Genomic DNA, 16,729 nt, shown 5'->3' with positions numbered 1-16,729 from the left:
TGTTTGATATATGTCAAATATTTTCGCGTTAAGAAGGAGACACAATGGATATTAATAATTTTGACTTAAGAGAAAATCTAGAGTTAGCTCTTGGTAAACAGCTCAATACGTTAATTAGCGAAGCACATGCACTTAACGTCAGAACTGCATCTGCATTTGATGAAACTATGCATGCAGCAGCCTTTGTGGTGGTTCGCTGGCTATATTCTCATGGTCCTGCTAATGCCACAAATTTAGCTGACTCAACTGCTATGGACCGCAGCTCTATCAGCAGACTTATTAGGCAATTGAAAAATAAAGGATATGTAAAGAGCGAAAAAGATCCTAAAGACCGTCGAGGCGTACTGTTATCCTTAACTGAACTAGGCCGTGAAAAAACCATAAAAGCACTAAAAGAAAAAGAATCGATTTTTTACGAACGTATTTCACGTTTAACAGATACAGAATTAAAAGCATATATTGAAATGTTAAAAAAACTAACGATACAAAGCCCTTAAGAGTTTCTTTTTTGATGGGGCTTAGTAGTTCGCAAAAGTTCAAATAAAAATTCTTATTTAAGTCCTTTGTTATATATATTAATTTTAAGAAAAGGAGGGATTTGTGATTTTTTATTATGAAGTAATTTGTATAAGTTGCAGAAAAAAGTTCAGAGTATATGAAGGCACATTGAAATATAAGCAATTTTAAGAAAAGATGAAAGGAAAATATACTTGCGAAGAATGTGGCCATAACATTCAATAAAATCGCCCCCATATTTCTCAGATAACCAAATTTAATTAGTTTTTGTCCCTTGGTGAAAGAATAGTAGCCCCTTCCGTTTCGGAACTTCCTCAATTGTCACTGGGAAGTCTGCTTATGATATTGCAGTGGATAATGGTTTTTTAGGAACTGTAGAGGAATGGTTGGCTTCGTTAAAAGGTGAAAAAGGCGATAAAGGTAGTACCGGAGCTACAGATGCTGCAGGGAAAGATGGTTTATCTGCATATGAATTAGCTGTGCAACAAGGTTTTACAGGAACATTAGATGAATGGCTAGCTTCTTTAAAAGCAACAAGTTAACAAACCTTACCCTTCTCAATCAATTTCGAGGAGGGTATTTTTTTCGCAATCCACTTCCTGAATTGAAAAATTAAGGAAAAGATAATCTTCCTCACATCTTAAGTTATGATAAAATATTACATATTAGATGAAATATCGGGAGGGTGATTATTTTGCAGCAAGTGATCTCTTCTTCAAAAGTTGGTTTAAAAATCAATGAATGGTATAAATACATAAGGTTGTTCAGTGTTGCAGATGCAGAAATTTTAAAAACCGAAGTGGAACAAGAAATAGAGTACATGGAAGAAGATCAAGATTTATTGTTATACTATTCGCTCATGTGTTTTAGACATCAATTAATGCTTGATTACCTTGAGCCAAAATCAATGAATGAGGAACGACCTAAAATTTCAGACTTATTAGAAAAGATCGAAAGTAATCAAACTGATCTAAAAGGAATTCTTGAATATTATTTTAACTTTTTTCATGGAATGTATGAATTTGAACAGTACGAATATCTTAAAGCAATAAGTTTTTACAACCGAGCAGAAAAGATGATATCTATTGTTCCAGATGAAATAGAACGTGCAGAATTTCATTACAAAGTCGCTGAAGTATATTACCATATGAAACAGACTCACATGTCTATGCACCACATAGTTCAAGCAATAGAAACCTATAAAGCCCACGAGACGTATTCAGTAAAAGTCATTCAATGTTCATTTGTCATCGGTCTGAATTATTTAGACATGGAATATCCAGAAAAAGCAGTACCACATTTTATGAATGCTTTAAAACAAGCACAAGAAATTAATTTGCCTCGGTTAATAGGATCTTCTTTGTATAATCTCGGTTTATGCTCTTTTGCAACAGGAAATATGGAGAAGGCTTTGGAGTATTTCAAAGAAGGCGCCTCAATTTATCAAAGTAAGGCTCTTCAATATTCTAACCGACTACTAGACATACTTCTGATGTTGGCAAAAACACACTTTAAATTATCCAACACTGTTGAAGGAAAGCAGGTTTGTGAACAAGGTATAATGCTGTCGAAGGAATTAAATGATGAAGTATTAGGAAAAATGTTTGATTTTCTTATGATTTTATTCGTTGAGAATGACAAAGACCAACTCTTTAAAATTCTTAGTTACTTGGAGTCAAAAGCTATGCTTTCAGACGTGGAAGACCTAGCGACTGATGCAGCAATGTATTATAATGTAAATGAAGACCATAAAGTTGCTACTGCCTTTTATGAGAAAGTGCTTTATGCCCGAAAACAAATTCAGAGAGGGGATTGTCTTTATGAAATTTAAACTTGCATCTTCTTTTATTTTTTTAGTTATCTTACTTGGGCTTGTCGGACATTATCTTCTTAACGACCACAAAGTTTTAAAAGAAGCTCGAAGAGGCCACACAGCCAGTATCCAAATCGCTCTTGATCACCATGACTTCTCAGTGAAACGTAGAGGGCAAACCGCATAAATGTTTTTTCACCCCCATATAGGGGGTATTTTTTATGATTTGTGCCCACCTGTCAAACCTGCTCTATACAAAGCTGTGCCTCCGGGTGTATAAGAAACCGCTCGCAAGATCGCTTTTGATCCGTATTTATTTCTTATCCCATCCATTACAAATCCAAGTTTTCTTCTCTTTTCACTGTCTTTTTCAAACAGGCTTAATTGTTGATTCACATCATTTTCGATATTGGATAAAGTAACTGAAATACTTCTTACTGTTTTGCCTGTATAGAATTTATCAAACAGCATCAGGCAATATCGATAAATATCCATCGTGATATTTGTAGGTAAATCAATCGTTTTAGCTCTGTGAAAGCCACCGCCGAACTCATCTTTACTGTAACCGATTCCTAAGCTGATGGTACGCCCTACTTTATTATGTGTCCGCGCTCTTCGTGCAACCTCTTCACATATCTCCAAAAGAACCGCCTTAGGTCAACTCCATGTGCATGATAATAAAGCTGATTCCCCATTATGCCGAAACGTTTTTCAAGCAGCTCTAATGGATATTTGGCTAATTGGCCAACAGTTGAAATCCCCATCCGGTTCAGATTTCTTTCCATCCTCCCTCCTATTCCCCACATTTCAGATAACGGATGAACCTTCCAAAGTTTATTTGGCACATCTTCATATCTCCAACGTGCAATGCCATTTTTCGTTTTCTTGCTCTCTAGATCAAGAGCCAATTTACTTAGCAGCATGTTGTCTCCAATGCCAACAGTGCAAACTAAGCCAAATTCTCTCTTCATGCAATCTTGAATTGCTTTTGCCATTTCTTCTGGATTTTGTTTTCCTGCGTCTAAAAAAGATTCATCAATTGAGTACGTGTGTACACATGTTTCAGGAACGAACCTGTAAAACAATTTAGTGATTTCAGTTGAAACTCTGATGAAAAGTTTCATTTGTGGATTTACTACATGTATTCTTGGATCATCTGGGATCTCGAATAATCTAGATCCAGTTTTAATTCCAAAATCTTTTTTAAGCGCAGGAGATGCAGCTAAAACTACACTTCCCTGTCTATCCGTGTTTCCGACTACAGCCAGATAACAAGTCATTGGATTCAACCCCATAGTGACTGCTGAAACCGAAGCATAAAAGGATTTCATATCAACACAAAGTATATTTTACGTGGAAACTGTGAGTAATCAATCATTATAAACAATTCCTATGATGTCATTCATGGTGATATATACGGTCTGGTCTTCTTGATCCTTTACATGTAGCTTGTGCTCTTCGTAATTGAGATAATGAACTTTACCAATTAAATCTTCAACGCCTTCCTCTTTAAAGAGCTTAAATTTAATTCCTTGTTCAGCGCCATTGCTTCAGAAACAAGGATGTCGAGCTCCTCAATTTGCTGTTCATCTAAAGACGGCTTCCCTGTTTTTGAAACATCCAACAAGTCCTGTTTAAGCTGCTTTACATGTTCTGGGAGCATCATGGAAGTCCATTTGATCGTTCCCCGATCCCTAAGCATTTCAATCACTCCTTTATCGATCTAATATTAACAGAACAAACGTTCTTTATTCAATATAAATAAAAACAATCGTTCGATGTGATTGTTGGTAAAAAACTTAAAACCTTAAATCAACCTTAACAATTTATTTAATTATTGTTAATATATGTAATATATGATATAAATTAACTGTGCCTAATCTAGGTAATAGAGAGGAGGTTTTATGTAACACATTGGGTACATAACCATATTTTTTGAAAGGACATGATTTAAAAAATGAAAATGAAGATTACTATTTTCCTAATGACTACTTTGTTAACAATCGGTACCACTTACTCTATTAATGCTGCTTCTGATGAAAGCGAAGACACCCTCGATCTCTCCTCGCCTGAAATTCAACAAGAACTTGCACAAGCAGATATCGATACAGAAAAAGCGAAGAATAGTCCAGAAGTTGATCCAAATATCGAAGAGGAACTTGAACTTTTGAAAAAAGAAAACCCTGATGAATACAAACGAATTGTAGGCGAAAGAAATAAGACATATGCCTCTGGGAAAATGGGTAAAGTTGGAGATATACTTACAACATATGATAATAGCACTTCCAGCTGGAGGCACGGTCACGATGCTATTGTGCAAAGCGATAATTCAAGGATTATGGAAGCATGGGCTGGAAAAGGTGTGAGGAATTACCAGAACAATTGGAGTAAGCGATTCAAAAGCAAAAAGAAACAGTATGTTAAGGGCGCTGATATCTATGATAAGGTAAAGGCTCAGAGATATGCTAGTGGTAAAACAGGTAAGCCTTATTCAGTTGCTACAACCAAAAAAAGTACAAATAAATATTATTGCTCTAAACTTGTGTGGCAATCATACAAAAACACAAAAGGAACAGACCTAGATAGTAATGGGGGCGCACTTGTCACACCTGCAGATATTGATCGTTCATCAAAAACTGTTAGCTACTAATAATTTTACTTGCAGATTTATTCTGCAAGTGTCTTTTTATTTTATATAAAAGATAAGGAGCGTTATATGAAAAAGTCTTATGTTTTATATGGGATTTCAGGAGTTCTAATTGGTGTAGTAGTAATATTGTTGATCAATACATTCTTTATTAATAAAGGTGAACACTCTGTAAGTACTTCTAAAATTAATCCAACCGAGGATAAAATCTTTTTTATCTATTCAAATCCACTCATCAAGAAAAGCGTACTCATATCAACGTCACAAGGAGAAAAATTCAATAAACGCTACTTTAAGGTACCGGATATACCATATATCCAGAAAAAATCCCCTTCTTCAGACGATATCGTCTTGTTAGCTGAACATGAACCATATTATTACACATTAAATAACAACACAATTAAGGAACATAAATTGTCCAATCCATTTGCTTTTTGGTATCAAGGAGAGAATGTTTCCGTAAAAGCCTATAATGTCGACACTAATGGAAATGAGCTGAAAGTAAATGATAAAAAGTTTAATAAAAAATATAGCTTAACTTTGCCTTCCCTCGTAACCATGGGAGAAAGCGATAATAAGTATATTTATGTCATTCAAGGAATGTCTATGTACGTCATTGATAGAAAAACAGAAGAGATTATTAAAACGCATGGATTAGCTTCCTATGGAGATTTATTTGATCACTCTGAAAAATATGTTGTAGCTAGCTCAGAACATGAACTAACTGTAATCGAAAAAGGATCATGGAAATCAAAATTCATAAAATATCCTGATGATCTCGAACAAGCGGACACAGTATATTACAACAAAAAAAGCGACAAATTTTACGTTACATATATTAATAAATCCGGAAACGCCTGCTTACTTGAGTACGGTAAAGATTTTTCTTTTGAAAAATTTGATTTAAAATTTCCATATATGAATGCAAAGTTTAAAGATCAAAAACTTTATGTGATTTCTCAAGAGGAAAACAAAAAAGGTATTGGGGGCTATATGGGGATTTTTGATATCCATACTAAAAAGAAACTTAATGAATTTGATTTACCTGAAGAAGAAACAAAAGTGCAAGACTTTATGGTTTTAGATTAAACATAAAGAATAGGTTCCAAAGCAAAAGCCCCTTCCTGTTTAGAATAAGGGGCTTTCGGGTCGTTTATAATCGCCCTGTTGACGTATATAAATAAAAAATAGACCTCCCTTGAGCCTGGAAACCTGACGGGTTAGGTCTATCAAGAAACCACATCGAGCAAGCCCTTTGATGGGCAGCTTTTTGTACAGAGCCGGGGTGTTGGTAGCACCCTGGTCTTTTTATTTTATGCATTTCTTATTAACAAATACACTGTAACCAGTCTGTATTTTACAGTTTGATTATAACACATTAAATGAAACCATTGAAATGATTTGCAAAACTTTTATTTTGGATAAAATCATTATTTTTTTATTTGGAGCCGATAAGCAGCTTTAATGTATCAATGTGCTTTATTACTTTCCAAATACTTTTCATGCTGTCTTTCTAAAACATTAATATCCTTTTTAATGATCTCAACTTTATATTCTTCTTTAACTTCCTCAGATAAGTTGTCGTTTAAATAGCGCCGTAATTCTTCTTCGCTTTTTGTTTTATCCATACCAATTGATATGACTGGGTCTGTTTCTCCAATACCGAAGCTAAACAGGCCAAATTCATCCCATGCACTTTCCAAAACTTCCTCAATGGATTTTTGATTTTCAAAAGAATGTGTAACTGCGCCATACATGAACACAGAAAAACAAACAATGACCAAGACTCCAATTAATTTCTTTTTCATTGTCTCCCCCTTTTTATTTCAAGAATACCACAAAATACAATACATGGAAAAATGATTCCTTGCCACCTTATTTCATTACGGGTTGGTTTTTAGAGGATAAATGCTAATGCGCATCTTAAATAACGACCTAATTAGCATAAATTTACCGTCTATCACCGTTTGTGAAAGCAACCTCTCATACATTCACCATAATTCTCGGGAATTCTATTTTAATTTTTTTAGGAGTTTTACATATTCACCGTATTCATCTTCACCAAGAAATAATACGGTTGTAAAGCCCTTCTTTTCATATAAATGTCTTGCGTTTAAGTTATCTGTATCTACACCGAGTGCTATTTCCTCATATCCAAGGTGTTTTGTATAATCAATCAAATAATCAACAATAATACCACCTATCCCACGATTTCGATATCCTTCTTTAACAATCATACGAGACAGATAAATGCGTTTATCTGGAATAGTATAATCTGGGTCATTGTTTTGAAAAACTAACGATCCTTCTCCTATAAACTCGTCATTCACTGAATAAATAAAAGTAATTCTGTTTCCGCTTACTAATTCGTCATAAAACATCTTAGCCATTTTCTTTTTCTTTTCCATGTCCCAAATAGTACTACACTTATTGTAGTCTTCGGGTTTTAATTTCTTTATTTGGTACGAATCCATAACCTCTCTCCCTTTTTAAAATTAGTTTCTTAACTATCGCTAATAAAAAAGCTCTCTTTCTGAGAGCTTAACTTTGCAATACTAAAATCATCATCTAATTCAATGTAAAGAATCCCATCATCTTCTTCATCTGACGCCTCTTCAATAAACAGGCTTTGAATGAAGCCAGAGAAAGAATTTGCGACCAAAAATGTGTCTTTTACTCCATTTGTCAATTCATGATCCCAAAAATAAACTTTCCCTGTTGCTTCTCCTTTCACACCCAGACAAACTTGGTCTCCTCCATCACCATCAGCAATCGGAATAATCCAGTCCGGCATTTGTTCTTCATAAGTAACTGTCATTGATTTAACATCAAAGTCATTATCATCTACCCCAAACCCATAAAATAGCCCTAATCTTAAATGATTATTACTAGCCAATGGATTTTCTTCTAAGCTTGGAAATAAAACATTATCTGCTTGTATCGTGCTTCCACCATATCTTATTACAAATTCTTTGTACAACTCATCAAGGTTTATGTTTAATTCGTTTTCAAATGCTTTGATTTTTCTTTTGCTTTCTTGTTCATTGTTTGAAACGTCATACTTCAAATCAAAATTGTTCATTTTTTCAATGATATCATGGAAGCTCACTATATTCCCTCACTTAGATCGGATTTTCAGGATAATCAGCTTTATATTTCTCAATTATCCCTTTTAGAGAAGCATCAGACGGTTCCTCACCTAGATATTTATGTTTCCAAATAATATGTTGATCACTAAAGCTGTAATCAGTGCTGAACCAATCAGTGTAATCAAATCTAATATTTAATTTGCCTGTTCTTTCAAGGCTTAACGTAAACGAATACCGTAATTCTTGATCATTCTCCTTGAATACTTCTCGCAGCTTCTCGCTCAGATCAAACAACTTTCTCTTTTTCTCAGTAAAGTCATCTTCATCAATTGTAAAAATAAAAGGCACTTCTAAGCTATACTTGTAATTTTGTGGTTCGTCAGGAGTATTGTAATAAAAATAAGTTCCCCCTCCTGTTTTCGAAACTTGCGCATAAAACCAAAATTTTTCCCATTGCTCGGGGATCATTTCATTTACTGTTTCTGCAATCTCTTTGTATAGATTGTTTAGTTCAGTCTCCATCAAACCAGCCTCACCGCAAAAGTTTAATTATTTCTCTAGACAATTTTTCGTAATCTCCAAACCAAGTGGCATTTAAAGAAAATCTTTACCGGCGCAATTTACAAGCGCCGATTAGTTGTCTACACTAACTTTTAAGGCATCAGCCAGCATGACATCAAAATCATCATATTTATTCATTAACGTTCCTGAAAGCTTATCAAGCTCTAAGTACTCATTCTCAATTAAATCCATGCAATACCATGCTGTATTAGAATCACCGAAAAATATGTACTTTTTCTGGTATTCATTTTCATGCCAAGTTTCATTTGTCTCAAGAAATCCATATACCTCTTCATCCTTTTCTGTTTCCAATAAATTGTTGTCGATTCCGTAAATCACTAAACCATTGAAATCTAATCCGTTTACATTTTGAAGGAATTCCTTGTATGCTTTGGGTAACTCATTTAAAGGAAACTTACCTAAAACAGCTTCTTCAAAATTTCTTATTTCTTTTTCTGTGGCAGGAGAATTTGTTTCATCACCATACCTCTCTTCCCTTTTTCGAATTTCTTCTAATAAATTTACCAACATAAAATTACTCCTTTTATATCGGGTAGATTCTTAATTACTCTAATAAAAAAGCTCTCCGAAAGAGAGCTTGCCTTTGCAATACTTTTGCTTAAAGGAGCGTTTAAAAAATAAAAACTAATTGTCCTTACCAAAGAGCAATTTTCCAAAATCATTGTCTAAAATTTCAATTTCCACATCACTTCCATCATTATCATCAGTTTCAATTGGTTCGTCTACTAAACTTAGGATAAAATCTTCAAACGAGTTGGAAATTAGAAAAAAGTCTTTGTCGGGGTGACTTAATTCGTGATCCCAAAACAAAATCTTTTCATTGTCGATGTCCATACATATTTCATTACCACCTGCTGAGCTTGCTATAGGAATAATATTTCTAGGAAAGCGATCAGAATAAGTATTGATCGCTTCTTGAAGACTGTGGTGGTCGTTTGCTAAACCATAAAAGCTTTCTAACAATTGAGTGTCATCGTTCTTACCCATCCAAGGATCTTTCTCTATAGGTGTGTAGCAAACGTCATACTCAACTTCATCTGTTGTTTTTTTACTTTCTAAATAACAACCTCCATATTCTTTCAAAAAGTCCTTATAGTCAGTAGGTAACTGATTGCTTATATTTTTTTCAATTTCTTTGAGTCGTTCGTTTGTATTAATGCTGGGATTTGTTTCACCATCTATTGTGAACTCTTTTAACTTTTGTTTGATTTTATTGAAACTCATGTTAATACCCTCCCCTTAAATCAGAAGCTCCTCCAATATGAGGTATTTTGTTATTAATCACACTAGGCACTAGTTGTATTGTGATGCTATCCAAATGGTGTGGGGTAAGTCCCTGCTGTGACAGCCATTTTTTCGCCTGTGCTTGAGACTTAAAACCCTTGATCTCTTTAATTTTTTTATACACAAGCCTAAAATCTTTTTTAGTTCCATTTAATTCACCAGGCTTAAACTTAATGTTTGCAACAGTCCATGGAGTAAAATCAGGACGGCCATCTTTAAAAGTAATCGGTTCTCCCTTAGTTGCTGCTTTTACTTCAGGTATGTCGGAATACCACTTTCCGTCACCAGGTGTGCCTTTCCATCGACCTTTATTCCTCGGTAATACCGTTCTAGGATTTGCTGATTCAATTAATCTAAGAAGACGATCCTTTAAATTCACACTGTTAACTACATTATAAGGAACTCCTCCAGCCGGAACAACATCGTAACGTGGATTATAGGGCAACAAATCAGCAACTGAGACATCTTTCAGCTTTTGGCTTGCTTTACTGACTTTAGAGGTGACTTTTCCTGCTACGTCAGCTTTTGTAAGAGTACCAGCTCCCTTTGTCCCTACTACTGAGGTGACAACTGTACCTATCGCATATGTCACCCATCTTGATCTAGAGTAAGCATCTCCATTTACCATATCTTTTTGATACGATTCCTCAATAGCTGTTGAAATGGCATTATACGTATTGACTGGGTGAGCAACTGCACCTACAATGCCTTCAACAACTTCATCAGGCTTGGTGATCAGTTGCCATAAACCGGTTACCGTGTCTTTCCCGACATCATAAAGACCAACGCCTGCTCCTTTTATAATATCCCAAGTAGTTTCCCCTGCTTCTTCAAGCTGCTTTGCTTGTTCAAGTTGAATGACATACTGTTTCTGATCAGGTTCAAGGTTTTCATAGCCGATCTTTTTCGCAATCTCCAAGTATTCATCAGGATCAGTCACTCCGTCAGCGAGCTTTTTCTTCAGATCCTTGATTTCCCGCTCTTTCGCTTCTTCCTTCTTAATTGTTAAATAAGCATCCGAGTGTCTATCAATCTCGCCTTTTTTCTTATGTATGTCGCTTTCCCGGTAAGCCTTGGCATTGTAGTGAAGTGGTGTTGCGTTTTTTCCTTTACCTGTGGCGTTTTGAAGCTGTTGAAAATCTGCTTGAATGAAATGTTCATTTGCCTCAGTTTCTGCGTATTCTCTGATTAGATCATGGTCAAGCTTTCCGAGCTTATGTATCGTTTCGTTCCTCTTTTTGTCGGCTGACTCTAACTTTTGATCGACATCTTCTGTCGAGAAAACATCAAGATGAACGATATCGCTAATTTCATTAATGATGTCCTTGATTTCATTCCGCTGCTCTTGCATGATTGCTTTTGATTTATTCTTCGCATGAATCAACTCATGTTCTAAAAATGACTCTTCCACAAACGAATTGGTTAATCCGGCATCAGCTACTTTTCCTGAGATACTGTTAAGAAAAGCAATCTTCAATTAGATCAAGCCAACTGTCAGCAACACCTGCATGGTCTTGGAAAAAGGCTTTGATGTTGTCGGCACCTTTACCTGAAAACTCGCTGTCATCTAAATCAGCCATGCCTTGGAAGGCTTTTCTGAGATTGATAAATTGTTCCCTAACCTGATCGTATTCTTTTGCTCGCTTTTTCGCTGCTGAAATTAACGAGGATGCTTCGAATATTTTCATATCTGTCTCCTTTCCCCCTATTCTCATCTAAATTTCATCATAGCCTTATTAACTGATTAACAGAAAAAGACAGTCTGTTCCGAGTGGTACATGCGCGGTATTATCTCGTTCTGTAATAATTCTCCGCTGTATAGTATTGCCAGTCCTAAAAAGCATCCCCGTTCGACATAATATATCGGTCTAAAAATATCTCAAAGTTTAAATTTAATGGATTATATTCTGAACCACTTTCAAATATAAATAGATAGTTAGGATCACCTTGATTCACTCTATCCTTGTCGATCATTAAATGACATTCTTCCAACAGATAGCCAATGGGTATTCCATTGATACCCTCAAACAAATCCTCATATTTTAGTTCTTCTTCTCTTTCTTCAAGGCTAAATAAATGTAGTCCTCCACCAATATTCTCACCCTCTGCAAGAATTTCAAAAATTTTCGCACCATTATGCTGAGAAATAAACTTCACATAATCCTCAGGAAGTGTAAATTTATGATTCGACTGAAAGTTTTGGATTTCATTAAGAGATGCTTTGTTCGGTGAAAAAGTCACAAGACATTTCACGATATACCCCTCAGAACAAAACAATTTAATGGCCCCTTTTTCATCTAAAAGACTTTTCAAACCATTGATGGTCTGATGGACAAAGTTAGTCAATAAAACCGCCCCCATATTTCTCAAATAATTACTGAGGAAACGAATTTGTTAATCAGTAACAATATTATTCATAATTGAAGCAGCATTAGAAGTAAACAAAATATAAGTGTTTTTTGCTGTTTTAATTACTATCCTATCCGTAGAGCCATAAGGAAACCCTATCCTTACTGCACTTTTCTCCTGTCCTCCATAGTTTGGATCCAGAAATACATCATTGATTTCTTTGATTGGAATTTCAATTTTAGATAGCTGCCAATTGATAATTAATGTTCCATCAGATTTTTCAACTTTAATCCCAAACAAAATTACATTCCCCTTTCAACTATGTGTTAAGTTAAATTTTAACATATTAGGATTCTCCTTGATATTAACATGTTAAGCAAAGCCTGATTTACAATCTTTGGTTTTATTTTATAATTAGGAAGGTTTGTCCGATATAGAGACAGAACAAACAAATTTGGGGGAATTACATTGAAGAAATGGTTATTAGGTATTGGCGCATTATCTCTAAGCTTTTCTTTAGCTGCGTGTGGGTCTGATTCTACTTCTACAGATAAAACAGATTCAGATAAGGCTAAAACAACGCAGCAAGAAGAAAAGGATGCAAAAGAGATAAAGAAAGACAACCAATCAAACGACAAAAGTGTTAATGACAAGAATGAAAAAGCCGAAAATGCTTCAAAGAAGAATGCGTCAGATAAAAAGGCATCTGACAATAAGAAAAAGCTGGTCGATGTAACACTAAACAGAACGGTTGATGGGGACACGATTAAAGTTAACTATAAAGGCGCAGTCAAAGCTGTTCGTTATTTGCTTGTAGATACTCCTGAAACTAAAAAGCCAAACTTTTGCGTACAACCATATGGTGAGGATGCTTCAGCAAGAAACAAACAGCTAGTTAACAATGGCAAGCTGCAACTGGAGTTTGATAAAGGTGATCGTACAGATAAGTACGGAAGAATGTTGGCTTACGTTTATGTTGATGGTAAATCAGTACAAGAAACATTGCTGAAAGAAGGATTGGCACGTGTAGCTTATGTGTATAAGCCAAACACGAAGTATGTAGACACGTATAAGAAAGATGAGCAAGCTGCTAAAGATAAGGACTTGAAGATTTGGAATAAGAATGGCTATGCGACTGATAAAGGATTTAATGGTTGCGTAACTAAACCGAAAAAATCAGTAAGTGTATCTGAGCCAGCTCAAAAGTCAGTTACAACACACCAATCAGAGACACATAAATCAAACTCAAGCAGTTCACATTCAAGTAGTTCAGCATCAAGCAGCTCTTCTAACATAACACAAGCCTCCCCTTCTACTGGAGGAACAGAATACTTTGCTAACTGTACAGAGTTGAGAAAGAAATACCCGCATGGTGTGCCAAGCACCCACCCTGCTTATGCATCTAGAATGGATCGAGATCATGACAACTTTGCATGTGAAAAGAAATAATCATTTTGAAGCCCTCTGAGGCTTCTTTTTAATTCTCGGATTGTTTATCATTGAGTACAAATATTAACACCTCTTCAATTTCTTTTTCTAAATCATTATTATTCAAGTCAAATAAGGTTCCACAGCCGGTACCTTGAAATCCACCGTAGTAATACCACAAATCTATTGTGAAACAGTCTAGATCTTCATCATAGGCTTCTTTTTTAGGTTGATAATAATTAATTGTTATTTGGGAACGGTATTCTTTTTCCAAGCATCTCTCAGCTGATAAATCATTTAACACATCTCCATCTATGTCTCTACAAATTTTAATGCTAAGCTTTTGTTTACCCTCAGCTTCAAAAACATCTTTATACTTTTTTTGCACCTTTTTGGACACTGCTTCCCCTAGGCTCTCCAACTTAAATATCCTTTGTTTTAATTCTAGGTTTATATCCTTTTCCGTAATCTGTATATAACCTTCGGCGATTGGACTTTGATTTATCTGTTTCTTGAGTAGGTGTCTTAAAGATTTCCACACAATACTGTCTCCCTTCCAAGTTAAAGAAACAAAAAACCACAGAGCATGTGAGGGACTCTGTGGTCTATAGTGGCTGTTAAACCCCTATGATACATTTAAGTTCGATCAACAAGCAAGTTGGTCTTAAATGTTTCGTTAAAATATGAATTTTATAAAGAAGATAAATTTATTCCAAAACAAGCTGTGACTCCCTTGTCTGAATTTTTTGATTGTCCCCCAAAAACTAAGAGCAAAGATTGAGAAGTGATTTAGAAATTAACGGAGGTGAAACCCTTTTAAAGCATTATCTTAAAGATTGGCTCGCTCAATATAAACAAGGAAATGTTAGAAAAAACACTTATATTCAACAAAAATTCTCCCCTATTTTAAAAGGAGATTAAGCTAAAAGATATTAAACCCTTACGTTATCAAAAATTCATTAATTATTTAGCGGACGAAGGATATAGCAAAAGAACAATTAAAATCATTCACGGGACAATGTTCAACGCTTTGGCCACAGCAGTAAAGCCTCTTAAAAAAATTGAAGAAAATCCATGTGAAGGGGTAACAATTCCGAGGGTTAAATCTAAGAAAAAAGAAAAGTTACAATACATTAAGTCTGATGATATTTCCCTCTTCCTTAAAGTTGCCAGACAAGATAATTATTTGTACTATATCTTCTTTAAAACTTGAAACAGGAATGCGTAAGGGAGAAGAAATATTCGGGGAAACAAAAACATATGAATCCGAAAGAAGAATTAAAATCAGTAGTTCACTAGCAAAAGAGTTAACAACACACATGAACTATTTAAATGATAATAGAATAGTTTTTAATGAGATTTACGAACATGAATTAGATCTTGTTTTCTGCAGACAGGATGGAAAACCTTCACCAAAATCCACCCTCTTCAATGACTTAATCATATTCTAAAGAAAGCTGGATTGGACAAAATGCCAATTCATGGTTAAAGTCATACTCGTGCTGTCCTTCTTCTAGAATCAGGTGCAAGTATGAAGTTTGTTCAAGAAGACTTGGAATATAACCATCACATCGGGCGTATACTCTCATATATTGGAGAAGCTTGAAAATACATCAGTGGATGGTTATGGAGAATACATGAATTCACTTATGTCTTAAATTTTTTTAATATTTTTGGTGGTCAAAAAGTGATCGGTGTACACAGTTTTTAATTATCGAAAATTTTACAAAATGAGGGATCGTGCACAAAATATCAATAATAGACAAAAAAATTAAAATAAATCCATTATTAACAATATATTGACAATTTGTTTTAACTATATATACTATCTATTAGACACCCTTACAAATATCAATTAATCACACAGAAGAAAGGAGAAAACCCCTAGTATTAACCATGAAAGAACATCAAAGGGAGGAATGAATATGACTTCTTATACGCATAATCATAAGATCAAAAAAAAAGCCAAATTTTCTCCAGAGTTAAAGTCAAAGCTCAGGGAACTGCACAAAAGAAATAATTGGTACAACTTTTTTTCTCTTGGATATGATTGGTTTATAATTATAGCAAGTATTTTCTTAACAAAGCTATTCCCTTTTTGGTGGATGTATTTTTTGAGTATCATCATTATTGGTAGTAGAATGAGAGCTTTTGATAATTTAATGCATGAAGCTAGTCATGCTTTATTGTTCAAAAATCGTTTTTTAAATAAATGGATGGCATGCTTTTTTGCAGCTTTTCCAGTTTTCACTTCTTATACAGCCTACTGTAATTCCCATTATCAACATCATCGGCATTTATGGGATATCAATAAAGATCCAGATACTAAAAGATATGCTTTAATTGGGCTCGACAAACCTCAAAGTAGTGTTAAAAAATTTATCTTAAAACATATTTTAAAACCACTTACACTAACTCATGTTCCTAAATATATTTATGGAACAATTAGAGTCAATATTTTTTCAAAAGAAGAGCCTTATTCTGAAAGAATTATAAAGATTGCTTTTTGGTTATCAATGGTTATATGCAGTATTGTTTTTGGCTTTTGGAAGGAATTAATTCTTTTTTGGTTTGTCCCACTACTTACTACGTTTCAAATAATAAGATATTGGGCAGAGATGGCTGAACATTCAGGATTAAAAAATGAAAACGAACTATATTCAAGCAGAAATACATTTGGAAACCCTGTGCAAATTTTCTTTTTACACCCACATCATGATAATTACCATTTGGTTCATCATTTGTTTCCAGCAATTCCTCACTATAACTTAAAAAAAGCACATGTAATATTAATGGAAGATCCAGAATATAAAGAAGCACACCATTGCACAGGCTTTTTCAAATCTTTTTTACCAGGATTTTATAGCGTAATTGAAGATATATGTGGTCACTATTTAATAAACAGAAAGTAAATAAATGAGAGAATAGGAGCGTAAGTATTTTGCTAGCAGCATTACTAAATGGAGTTGTATTAGCTTTTGGTTTAATCCTTCCCCTTGGTGCTCAAAATGTTTTTGTTTT

General features: G+C 34.6%; 17 protein-coding genes and 5 pseudogenes. 10 read left to right on the top strand and 12 right to left on the bottom strand.

The window, feature by feature from the left end; translation table 11 throughout:
- Nucleotides 1–44 precede the first annotated feature (44 nt).
- The 4 genes from KY305_RS15995 to KY305_RS15980 all read left to right on the top strand — a co-directional run bounded on the left by KY305_RS15995 (nt 45) and on the right by KY305_RS15980 (nt 2,516).
- Nucleotides 45–497 (top strand): MarR family winged helix-turn-helix transcriptional regulator, encoded by a 453-nt coding sequence (locus KY305_RS15995; protein ID WP_223063386.1) that lies wholly within the window; start codon nt 45–47, stop codon nt 495–497.
- A gap of 369 nt (nt 498–866) precedes the next feature.
- Nucleotides 867–1,058: a hypothetical protein gene (locus tag KY305_RS15990; protein WP_262417834.1), complete on the top strand. Its 192-nt coding sequence runs from the start codon at nt 867–869 to the stop codon at nt 1,056–1,058.
- 152 nt (nt 1,059–1,210) lie between these two features.
- Nucleotides 1,211–2,347, top strand: a complete 1,137-nt coding sequence (locus KY305_RS15985; protein WP_223063385.1) for a Rap family tetratricopeptide repeat protein — start codon at nt 1,211–1,213, stop codon at nt 2,345–2,347.
- The gene (locus KY305_RS15980) at nt 2,337–2,516 is read left to right on the top strand and encodes a hypothetical protein (RefSeq protein WP_223063384.1); all 180 of its coding nucleotides are present in this window, start codon (nt 2,337–2,339) and stop codon (nt 2,514–2,516) included. Before KY305_RS15985 ends, KY305_RS15980 begins: the two co-directional genes overlap by 11 nt.
- A gap of 32 nt (nt 2,517–2,548) precedes the next feature.
- On the opposite strand, the pseudogene KY305_RS15975 reads toward KY305_RS15980, so the two are convergent.
- Nucleotides 2,549–3,707 (bottom strand): annotated as a pseudogene (locus tag KY305_RS15975) (Y-family DNA polymerase).
- Nucleotides 3,700–4,031, bottom strand: a pseudogene (locus KY305_RS15970) (YolD-like family protein). The pseudogenes KY305_RS15975 and KY305_RS15970 overlap by 8 nt, the downstream one beginning before the upstream one ends.
- 255 nt (nt 4,032–4,286) lie before the next feature.
- On the opposite strand from KY305_RS15970, the gene KY305_RS15965 reads away from it, so the two are divergent.
- The 3 genes and pseudogenes from KY305_RS15965 to KY305_RS20395 form a co-directional block, all read left to right on the top strand.
- Complete coding sequence (locus tag KY305_RS15965) at nt 4,287–4,979, top strand: YiiX/YebB-like N1pC/P60 family cysteine hydrolase (RefSeq protein ID WP_223063383.1); 693 nt, start codon at nt 4,287–4,289, stop codon at nt 4,977–4,979.
- A 66-nt stretch (nt 4,980–5,045) separates the two neighbouring features.
- Complete coding sequence (locus KY305_RS15960) at nt 5,046–6,065, top strand: hypothetical protein (RefSeq protein WP_223063382.1); 1,020 nt, start codon at nt 5,046–5,048, stop codon at nt 6,063–6,065.
- 51 nt (nt 6,066–6,116) lie between these two features.
- Nucleotides 6,117–6,167: pseudogene (locus KY305_RS20395) on the top strand (putative holin-like toxin); the annotation flags it as partial.
- 278 nt (nt 6,168–6,445) lie between these two features.
- Here KY305_RS20395 and KY305_RS15950 read toward each other — a convergent pair.
- From KY305_RS15950 to KY305_RS15910, 9 genes and pseudogenes are all read right to left on the bottom strand, one after another.
- On the bottom strand, nt 6,446–6,784 hold the full coding sequence (locus KY305_RS15950; RefSeq protein ID WP_223063381.1) for a YolC/YozM family protein: 339 nt from the start codon (nt 6,782–6,784) through the stop codon (nt 6,446–6,448).
- 204 nt (nt 6,785–6,988) lie between these two features.
- Nucleotides 6,989–7,450, bottom strand: a complete 462-nt coding sequence (locus tag KY305_RS15945) for a GNAT family N-acetyltransferase (protein ID WP_223063380.1) — start codon at nt 7,448–7,450, stop codon at nt 6,989–6,991.
- Nucleotides 7,451–7,479: 29 nt separating this feature from the next.
- Nucleotides 7,480–8,085, bottom strand: a complete 606-nt coding sequence (locus KY305_RS15940) for an SMI1/KNR4 family protein (protein WP_316252454.1) — start codon at nt 8,083–8,085, stop codon at nt 7,480–7,482.
- A gap of 13 nt (nt 8,086–8,098) precedes the next feature.
- Nucleotides 8,099–8,587, bottom strand: coding sequence for an antitoxin YezG family protein (locus KY305_RS15935; protein ID WP_223063379.1), 489 nt, complete (start codon nt 8,585–8,587; stop codon nt 8,099–8,101).
- A 111-nt stretch (nt 8,588–8,698) separates the two neighbouring features.
- Complete coding sequence (locus KY305_RS15930; RefSeq protein WP_223063378.1) at nt 8,699–9,157, bottom strand: YrhA family protein; 459 nt, start codon at nt 9,155–9,157, stop codon at nt 8,699–8,701.
- Nucleotides 9,158–9,271: 114 nt separating this feature from the next.
- Nucleotides 9,272–9,871 carry an SMI1/KNR4 family protein gene (locus tag KY305_RS15925; RefSeq protein ID WP_223063377.1) on the bottom strand — a complete coding sequence of 200 codons (600 nt, stop codon included), beginning with the start codon at nt 9,869–9,871 and terminating at the stop codon, nt 9,272–9,274.
- Nucleotide 9,872: 1 nt separating this feature from the next.
- A pseudogene (locus tag KY305_RS15920) lies at nt 9,873–11,619 on the bottom strand (T7SS effector LXG polymorphic toxin).
- Between the two features lie 145 nt (nt 11,620–11,764).
- The gene (locus KY305_RS15915; protein ID WP_223063376.1) at nt 11,765–12,277 is read right to left on the bottom strand and encodes an SMI1/KNR4 family protein; all 513 of its coding nucleotides are present in this window, start codon (nt 12,275–12,277) and stop codon (nt 11,765–11,767) included.
- A gap of 48 nt (nt 12,278–12,325) precedes the next feature.
- Complete coding sequence (locus KY305_RS15910; protein ID WP_223063375.1) at nt 12,326–12,580, bottom strand: PH domain-containing protein; 255 nt, start codon at nt 12,578–12,580, stop codon at nt 12,326–12,328.
- Between the two features lie 168 nt (nt 12,581–12,748).
- On the opposite strand from KY305_RS15910, the gene KY305_RS15905 reads away from it, so the two are divergent.
- A complete protein-coding gene (locus KY305_RS15905) occupies nt 12,749–13,729 on the top strand; it encodes a thermonuclease family protein (RefSeq protein ID WP_223063374.1) in 981 nt (326 codons plus the stop codon).
- Between the two features lie 28 nt (nt 13,730–13,757).
- Here the strand turns inward: KY305_RS15905 and KY305_RS15900 are convergent, their stop codons facing one another.
- Entirely contained in the window at nt 13,758–14,249 is a 492-nt protein-coding gene (locus tag KY305_RS15900) for a hypothetical protein (protein WP_223063373.1), read from the bottom strand.
- 1,384 nt (nt 14,250–15,633) lie between these two features.
- On the opposite strand from KY305_RS15900, the gene KY305_RS15895 reads away from it, so the two are divergent.
- Together KY305_RS15895 and KY305_RS20110 are read left to right on the top strand one after the other, a co-directional pair.
- Nucleotides 15,634–16,620: a fatty acid desaturase family protein gene (locus tag KY305_RS15895; RefSeq protein WP_223063372.1), complete on the top strand. Its 987-nt coding sequence runs from the start codon at nt 15,634–15,636 to the stop codon at nt 16,618–16,620.
- 29 nt (nt 16,621–16,649) lie between these two features.
- Nucleotides 16,650–16,729 (top strand): annotated as a pseudogene (locus tag KY305_RS20110) (LysE/ArgO family amino acid transporter); the annotation flags it as partial.

Origin of the sequence: Bacillus sp. YC2 (assembly GCF_019891195.1) — a bacterium.
In the GTDB taxonomy this organism is placed as follows: Bacteria; Bacillota; Bacilli; order Bacillales; family Bacillaceae; genus Bacillus.
This window is presented reverse-complemented; position numbering and strand designations above follow the sequence as displayed.

What these genes read in the sequence shown, in the direction of transcription:
- KY305_RS15960 (WP_223063382.1), top strand. Translation starts at nt 5,046, where the DNA reads ATGAAAAAGTCTTATGTTTTATATGGGATTTCAGGAGTTCTAATTGGT.
- KY305_RS15945 (WP_223063380.1), bottom strand. Translation starts at nt 7,450, where the DNA reads ATGGATTCGTACCAAATAAAGAAATTAAAACCCGAAGACTACAATAAG.
- KY305_RS15935 (WP_223063379.1), bottom strand. Translation starts at nt 8,587, where the DNA reads ATGGAGACTGAACTAAACAATCTATACAAAGAGATTGCAGAAACAGTA.
- KY305_RS15895 (WP_223063372.1), top strand. Translation starts at nt 15,634, where the DNA reads ATGACTTCTTATACGCATAATCATAAGATCAAAAAAAAAGCCAAATTT.
- KY305_RS15930 (WP_223063378.1), bottom strand. Translation starts at nt 9,157, where the DNA reads ATGTTGGTAAATTTATTAGAAGAAATTCGAAAAAGGGAAGAGAGGTAT.
- KY305_RS15950 (WP_223063381.1), bottom strand. Translation starts at nt 6,784, where the DNA reads ATGAAAAAGAAATTAATTGGAGTCTTGGTCATTGTTTGTTTTTCTGTG.
- KY305_RS15995 (WP_223063386.1), top strand. Translation starts at nt 45, where the DNA reads ATGGATATTAATAATTTTGACTTAAGAGAAAATCTAGAGTTAGCTCTT.
- KY305_RS15965 (WP_223063383.1), top strand. Translation starts at nt 4,287, where the DNA reads ATGAAAATGAAGATTACTATTTTCCTAATGACTACTTTGTTAACAATC.
- KY305_RS15980 (WP_223063384.1), top strand. Translation starts at nt 2,337, where the DNA reads ATGAAATTTAAACTTGCATCTTCTTTTATTTTTTTAGTTATCTTACTT.
- KY305_RS15925 (WP_223063377.1), bottom strand. Translation starts at nt 9,871, where the DNA reads ATGAGTTTCAATAAAATCAAACAAAAGTTAAAAGAGTTCACAATAGAT.